General features: G+C 67.0%; 6 protein-coding genes. 1 reads left to right on the top strand and 5 read right to left on the bottom strand.

Annotation, left to right across the window (positions count from 1 at the left end; genetic code table 11):
- Nucleotides 1–69 precede the first annotated feature (69 nt).
- Nucleotides 70–1908 (bottom strand): cache domain-containing protein, encoded by a 1839-nt coding sequence (locus AAHM44_RS24420; protein WP_269574928.1) that lies wholly within the window; start codon nucleotides 1906–1908, stop codon nucleotides 70–72.
- A gap of 140 nt (nucleotides 1909–2048) precedes the next feature.
- Nucleotides 2049–2699 carry a hypothetical protein gene (locus AAHM44_RS24425; RefSeq protein WP_342251614.1) on the bottom strand — a complete coding sequence of 217 codons (651 nt, stop codon included), beginning with the start codon at nucleotides 2697–2699 and terminating at the stop codon, nucleotides 2049–2051.
- Nucleotides 2700–2856: 157 nt separating this feature from the next.
- Here AAHM44_RS24425 and AAHM44_RS24430 point away from each other — a divergent pair, with 157 nt between their 5' ends.
- The gene (locus AAHM44_RS24430; RefSeq protein WP_342251615.1) at nucleotides 2857–4206 is read left to right on the top strand and encodes a DUF418 domain-containing protein; all 1350 of its coding nucleotides are present in this window, start codon (nucleotides 2857–2859) and stop codon (nucleotides 4204–4206) included.
- Here the strand turns inward: AAHM44_RS24430 and AAHM44_RS24435 are convergent.
- From AAHM44_RS24435 to AAHM44_RS24445, 3 genes are all read right to left on the bottom strand, one after another.
- Nucleotides 4130–5626: a DHA2 family efflux MFS transporter permease subunit gene (locus AAHM44_RS24435; RefSeq protein WP_342251616.1), complete on the bottom strand. Its 1497-nt coding sequence runs from the start codon at nucleotides 5624–5626 to the stop codon at nucleotides 4130–4132. The two genes, AAHM44_RS24430 and AAHM44_RS24435, sit on opposite strands and share 77 nt — an antisense overlap.
- A gap of 124 nt (nucleotides 5627–5750) precedes the next feature.
- Entirely contained in the window at nucleotides 5751–6851 is a 1101-nt protein-coding gene (locus AAHM44_RS24440) for an HlyD family secretion protein (protein ID WP_342251617.1), read from the bottom strand.
- Nucleotides 6844–7266, bottom strand: coding sequence for a MarR family winged helix-turn-helix transcriptional regulator (locus AAHM44_RS24445; RefSeq protein WP_269574933.1), 423 nt, complete (start codon nucleotides 7264–7266; stop codon nucleotides 6844–6846). Before AAHM44_RS24445 ends, AAHM44_RS24440 begins: the two co-directional genes overlap by 8 nt.
- Nucleotides 7267–7464: the final 198 nt, after the last annotated feature.

Here is a 7464-nt window from a genome sequence, read left to right on the forward strand (position 1 = left end):
AACCCCGGGGGCCCTGGGTTTCTGTGCCGCGCGGTTCCTGGCCCCCGGCTTTCGCCGGGGAACCGGAGATCAGAAGCTCGCCCAGGCCTCGGCATCGCCGATTGGCTTGGCCGGCGCCGGACGAGTGCTCGCCAGCGGCTTGAACCCGCGCGGAGCCGAAGCCGCGGCCGGGCGGCGCCCGCCATCTTCGATACGGAAGGTGCTGGCCTGCGCATCGAGGCGGCTCACCTGGTCGGTCAGCGCCCGCGCCGCCGCCGAGGTTTCCTCGACCATCGCCGCATTCTGCTGGGTCGCCTGGTCCATCGTGCCGATCGCGGTGCTGATCTCGCCGATCGCGGTCGACTGGGCCTGGTTGTCCGAAGCGATCGTGCCGAGCAGCTGGTGCACTTCGCCCACCGTGTCGACGATCTCCGAAAGCGCGCCATCGACGCGCTCTACGGCGCCCTTGGCAGTCTCGACCTCGGCCTGGGTGACGGTCAGCTGGTCGCGCGCACGCTTGGCTTCCTCCTCGGCGCGCATGGCGAGCGCGGAAACGAGGTCGGCAACCACCGCGAAACCGCGGCCCGCCTCGCCGGCACGGCCCGCCTCGACGGCCGCGTTCATCGCCAGAACCCGGGTCTGGAACGCGATCTTGTCGAGCCCCTCGATAACCGAGTCGATGCCCTTGGCGCTCTCGCTCACCCGGCTCATCGCCTGCACTGCCTCATCGGCGGTCTCGCGGCCCGAGCCGACCACTGCGATCGCCGCATCGGCGCGGGTGACCGTCTGGCTCGCGGCATCCGCGGTGGCGCGCAGGCGCTGGTTCATCTGGGTGACGGCGGCCGAGGTCTCTTCCAGGCTCGCGGCATTGCCTTCGGTGCGGCGCGCGAGATCCTCCGACGCGGCGGCGATTTCCATCGAGCCGGTCTGGATCGCGCCGGTGCTTTCCATCACCGTGCCGATCAGCGCGCGCAGGCTGGAGAGCGCGCCGTTATAGTTGCCGCCCAGCTCGGCATAGTCGCTCGGGAAGTCCTTGCCGACATCCGCGGTCAGGTCGCCCCCGGCCACGCGCTCCAGCGCGCCGCCCAGCATCGCCATCGCCTTTTCGCGCTCGATTTCGCCCAGCCGGTGCTTGGCCTCGGCCGCGGCCTTGTCGTTGGCGGCGACGCGGAAGCGCTCGAGCGCGCGCGCCATCTTGCCGATCTCGTCCTCGCTGCGGCGGTCCGGGATCGTGACGGCGGTGTCGCCGGCCGAGAGATGCCCCATCGCCTCGGTCATCTGGGCGAGCGGGCGGAACATCGCGCGGCCGATCAGGAAGCCGATCGCGGTGACCAGCAGCGTGATCAGCGTCGCGGTGATCGCCATCGACGAGCGGACCGACTGGATCGCCGAGAGCACGTCGCTGCGCGGAATGCCGACATAAAGTACGCCGACTACCTTGCCGCTGGCGTCCTTGATCGGATCATAAGCGGTGAAGAACTGCTTGCCGAGGATCTCCGCGGTGCCGCGATAGGGCTTGCCCTGACCGAGAACCGAATCCTTCGCCGGCCCCGCCGCCAGCGGCGTGCCCACCGCACGGCTGCCATCGGGCTTGAGCACATTGGTGGTGATGCGGGTGTCGCCCGCGAACACGGTCGCGGTGCCGCCGACCAGCCGCTTGATCTCGTCCACCGGCTGGGTCCAGCCGTTGAGCTTATGCTCGCCGACATAGAGATCGGTGCCGTCGGCGCGGAAGGCGCCTTCGTCGTTCAGCACCTTCCAGGCGACGCGCATGTTGGTCTCCTGGCGCTCGGCCGCGACGCGCTCGGCGTCGGCGGTGAGCACCCGGTCGCTCAGTACGAAAGTGGCGAGCGCGAGCACCAGCAGGCTGGAGATCGTGATGATCGTGGTCTTGGTGGCGAGGGGAAGGTTGGCAATTCGGTCGCGCATGGAAATCTCGTTTGGCCACGCCAGGATGGCGCAGGAAAAAGCGGAATTTCCATCATTATAGGGCGGTTACACGGTTACATGTTGCGGGTGCGAAGTTACGCAAGTGTAATAATTTGTTGCGCGTGCCGTCGCGGCGGAAATCAGCCGCCGCAGCTATAGTCGGGCGGGTAGATCGAACGGCCCAGGTCCTTGCGCACGCGCCGGGCGAGGTCGGTCGCCTCGCGGTTGCCGAGCTTCTCGGCACTGTCCAGCACATCGGCGAGCGGGCCCGAGCAGCCGCCGGCCTTGTTGAGCATCGCGACCATCCGCGATGCGCGGATCGCGCCGTCCTCCGGGCCTTCGCGCGCCGGCAGGAACCAGCCGAGCTGCAGGGCGGGAAGGGCGCGCTCGTCGTCGCGATAGGCCTTCTTGTCGACCGGATCGATCACCTTTGTGCCAAGCAGGATCGCGCCCGCCGCCGCAGCCATGGTGCCGACGCGCGACGGGCTGGTGGTCACGCGGGCAGGATCGGGCATCGCATAATAGCTGAGCAGCAGCGCGGCGAGCGCACGGGCACTCTGCTTGTCCTCGACCAGCGCGAGTGCGTCGGGATCCACTTCGATGCGGTCCACCCGTGCGCGGGCGAAGACACCGCGCTCGTCGGCCGGGATGGTGGCCAGGGTGAAGTCGCCGCCATTGGGGGTGAGTTCGTGCAGCGCGACGTTGAGCTGCTCGATGGGGGCAGGGCGAGGTGCGCCGGCCGCACCCAGCAGCAGTGCGGCCGAAGCCAGGGCAAGTCCGCGTCCCAACATAAGCATCCCCTCCATAAGGGTGCGATGATAGCGCCGATCGGTGGCATTCGCGAGCTGCTTCGACCGGCGCCGACCCGCGCACGACGAAGCCCGATATTTACGTGGAATTGACTGATCCAGGTTAGACCGGTCCCTTCTCTGGGGTGGGTCGCAACGCGTGGTGGAAACGGGCAATGCCGGATTGGCGCCGGTGCGGGGCAAGGCCCGCATCGATGTGCTCGACATGCTGCGCGGGCTGGCGATCCTCGGCATATTCTACATCAATGTGCCGTACATGGCCGCCAGCGTCTGGACCTTCTCGGCCGATGTCCGGCTGATCGGCTGGAGCGCGGCGGACCGCGATGCCTGGTGGGCGGTGAACCTGTTCTTCGCCGGCACCCAGCGGTGCCTGCTCGAATTCCTGTTCGGCGCGGGCATGATGGTGTTGGCGCGCAAGGCGATGGAGCCCGACGGGCCGGTCGCGGTCGCCGACCTCTATTATCGCCGGAACCTGTGGCTGCTGGCGTTCGGGCTGTTCGACGTGTTCGTGCTGCTCTGGCCGGGCGATATCCTCCACATCTACGCGCTCGCCGCGCTGTTCCTGTTCCCGTTCCGCACGTTGGGGCCAAAGACGCTGGTTGTGTTGGGGCTCGGCTGGGCGGTGTTTACCGGGCTCGGCATCCCCGAATATGGCGCGCGCGAATATGTCGCGCGAACCGAGCTGGTGCAGAAGGTCGAGGCGGGCGACGCAGCGGCGCTGACTGAATGGCGCAAGCTCGAAACCCATGCGCCCGATGTCCAGGCAGTCGCCCGCGAGCATGCGGCGCATCAGGGCGGTTGGCTCCCCTATGCCAAGAATGCGTGGCGCTACTGGAGCTATCTCGCCAGCGAATGGCTGGTCTGGGATGTGCTCGAGGCGTTTTGCACGATGCTGATCGGCGTCGCGCTGTGGAAATGGGGCGTGATCCAGGGCCTCAGGAGCGCGCGTTTCTACCTGTTGCTGATGGTCGCTGGCTACGGGTTCGGGCTCACCGCGCGCTGGATCGGGCTGGCCGAGACGCTCAGCTTCTCGCCCGGTCCGCGCAGCTTGTGGATCACCGGCGAGTTCGCCCGGATGGCGATCGGCCTCGGCCATCTCGCGCTGGTCAATCTGGCGGTGAAGAGCCGGAGCGGCGCAGCGGTGCTGGGCTTGTTCAAGGCGCCCGGCCGCATGGCCTTCTCGCTCTACTTCCTCCAGCAGATCGTCGGGATGTACATCCTGTTCGCGCCCTGGGGTTTCAACCTGTGGGGCCGGTTCGGCTGGGCCGAGATGGCGGCGATCTCGACGATCGGCATCGTCGCACTGGTCGCCTTCGCCAATCTATGGATGCGCCACTTCGTCAGCGGCCCGCTCGAATGGGCGTGGCGCAGCCTGGCCTATGTGAAGCCGCAGCCTTTCCGGCGGGCGGAGCTCAGTGCCCCGCCGCAGCCGGATCATTCTCCACTTTCCCGCCCGGCTTCTGCAGCAGCACCACCAGCGGCACGCTGATCGCGGTCACGATCGCCATCAGCCAGAAGTCGTTGAGATAGGCGATCATCGCCGCCTGGCGGTTCACTTCGGCGTCCATCATGCCGGTGATCATCGCGCCCTGCTGGCCCATGCCCTGGATCAGCGAGCCCATGCCGTTCATGGTCGTCGCGGTGACGTGCTCGCCCAGATACTGGTGGCTGCGCTGGATATTCTGCGCCAGGATCGCGCTCACCGCCGAGATGCCCACCGACGCACCGATATTGCGGGTCAGGTTGAGCAGGCTCGATCCCTCGGTGCGGAAATGCGGGGGCAGGCCGGCAAAGGCCAGGCCGTTCAGCGGCATGAACACCAGGCCAAGGCCCAGGCCCTGGACGAAGCCCGAGACGATGAAGGGCGTGCTGCCCATCTCGATCGTCCAGCCCGACATCTCCCACAGCGAGACCGCCGCGATCGCCAGGCCGATGCCAACGGACCAGCGCGGATCGAGCCAGCCGCGCTGGATCAGCTGCGCGCCGGCGAACATCGTGATCACCACGCCCACGCCGCGCGGCATCAGCAACAGGCCGGTGTCGAACACCGAATAGCCGTAAAGGCTCTGCAGCATCGGCGGCAGCAGCGCCATCGTCGCCATCATCACCAGGCCGATCACCATCATGAAGAAGATGCCGGTGACGAGGTTGCGATGCTTCCACAGCTCGCGCTCGAACATCGGGTTCTTGCCGGTGAACAGGTGGACGAAGAACATCCAGAAGGCGATGATCGAAACCAGCATCTCGACCCAGATCTCGGTGGAGGAGAACCAGTCCTGGTCCTGCCCGCGATCGAGCATCAGCTGCAGCGAGGCGATGGCGATGGCGAGCAGCGAGAAGCCGAATGCGTCGAACTGGCGCTTGCGGATCGGTCGCGAGGGGAGGAGCCACCAGAGGATCGCGAAGCACACCACGCCCACCGGCAGGTTGACGTAGAACACCCAGCGCCAGTCGAAATTGTCGGTAAGATAGCCGCCGATCAGCGGGCCCATGATCGGGCCGACCATGATGCCCATGCCCCAGATCGACATCGCCTTGGGCTGGTCCTCGGGCTTGTTGATGTCGAGCATCACCGTCTGGCTCAGCGGGTTGAGGAACGCCGCGGTGATGCCCTGCAGGATGCGGAAGGCGACCATCTCCTCCAGCGTCTGCGCCGCGCCGCACATCGCGGAGGCGATGACGAAGCCGACGGTGGAGATCAGGAAGAGGTTGCGCGAGCCGATCCGGTCGGAGAGCCAGCCGGTGATCGGGATCGCGATGGCCGAGGCGACGATATAGCTGGTCAGCACCCAGTTGATCGTGTCGCGCGTGGCGCCGAGCGACGCCTGCATGTGCGGGATGGCGACGTTGGCGATGGTCGTGTCGAGGATCTGCATGATCGTCGCCATCATGACGCCGAGGGTCAGCAAGCCCTTGTACTTTACGGGCAGTGCTGCGCCGCCCCCCGATGGGGGGGCGGCTTGCGGGCGGGGAGGCGTAGAGGGAGACGCCTCACCCGCCCTGGTGGCGCGGCCGGGGGCTGCCGACGCCATGTTACTTGCAGGGGCCGTTGAACACGACCTTCACGTCGGCCGAGATGCCGGCGATCAGCGCGCGCGGGCTCTTCTCGTCGATCGCGATGCGTACCGGCACGCGCTGCGTCACCTTCACCCAATTGCCGTTGGCATTCTGGGCCGGGAGGACGGAAAATTCGCTGCCGGTGCCTGCGCCGAGGGATTCGACATGCCCTCGCAGCTCGAGGCCCGGATAGGCATCGAAGCCGACAATCGCGCACTGGCCGACCCGCATCTTGTTGAGATCGGTCTCCTTGAAGTTCGCATCGACCCATGCCGGCTTGTCCGAGACGATCGTCACCGCCGCGAGGCCGGTGATCATCTGCTGGCCCACCTGGAGGCTCTTGGTCTGGCTGACCACGCCGCTGACCGGCGCGACCACGGTGGTGCGCTGCAGGTCGAGCAGCGCCTTGCTCAGCTGCACCCGCGCCGCCGCGATTTGCGGGTTCTCGCCCGGCACCGCGGCGCCAGTGGCTATCTTGGCCCGCGCCTCATTGGCACTGGCCTGGGCATTCTGCAGCTGGGCACGTGCCTGCTCGAGCGCATGCTGGGCCGACTGGAAGTTCGCCCGCGTCGTGAAGCCCTGCTTCATCAGCGCGTTCTGCCGGTCGTAATTCTCCTGGGCGTTCTGGATCGCGTCCTGCGCCGCCTGGATGTCGGCGCCCTTGCCCTGGAAGCTCACCTGGTCGGTATTGAGCTGCACCTGCGCCGCGGCGATCGCGGCCTGGGCCTGGGCCACCGCGATCTTGTAGGGCTCGGGATCGATGCGGAACAGCACGTCGCCCGCCTTGACCGCCTGGTTCTCCTTCACCCCGACATAGACGATGCGCCCGGCGACGTCGGTCGAGACCGAGCTCTTGTCCTGCTGCACATAGGCATTGTCGGTCGACACGCTGTGGCCGCCGGTGAAGTAGAAATAGCCCACGATAGCGAGCAGGATCGCCGGCACGCCGAACATCAGCAGCGGACGCAGCAGCCCGCGCTTCGGCTTGGCCGGTGCCTCCGGCACGGCCGTGCCTTCGCTCTCGATGGTGATCCTGGTCTCTTCGGACTTCTCGATCTTGGGATCTGCGTCAGCCATTTGCGGCCTCTTTGCCCTCTTGAACGTTGCTCAGGTTCGCGCGGATCGCCTGGAGCGATCCGACCAGTTCTTCACGCTGCACGGAGCTCAACCCCTGAAGCGCGTCTTCGATCATCACCCCGGCCAGCTCCTGGAGCTCGTCGAGCACCGGATCGGCCTTGTCGGTGAGGTGGATCCGCCAGGCGCGGCGATCGGCGGGATCGCGGCGGCGCTCGACGAAACCGGCCTCCTCCAGCCGGTCGACCATCCGGCACGCGGTGATCGGCTCGACTTCGAGCTGCTCGGCCAACTGGCCCTGGTTGAGGCCGGGCTGGCGCGAGAGGATCTTGAGCGCGCGCCACTGCGCCACGCTCGCGCCGCTGCTACGCGCGCGCTCGTCGAAACGGCGGCGCAACAGGCGAGCGGTATCGCTCAAGAGGAATCCAAGACTCTCGGTTATAGCGCGCACATAATAAGCACACTTATAGATTGCAATCTGCAACCAGAGTGCATTGTGCGATGCGGCAATTGCGTTGGCTGCAATCATCCTTCCGTGATCCCCCCCCGCGGGGGGGTGGCGGGGGGTGGGGGGCGAGAGGCACAAACACGGCCCAACGGGTAGGGCCAATGGGGC

The organism is Sphingomonas sp. OTU376, from assembly GCF_038440415.1.
In the GTDB taxonomy this organism is placed as follows: Bacteria; Pseudomonadota; Alphaproteobacteria; order Sphingomonadales; family Sphingomonadaceae; genus Sphingomonas; species Sphingomonas kyeonggiensis_A.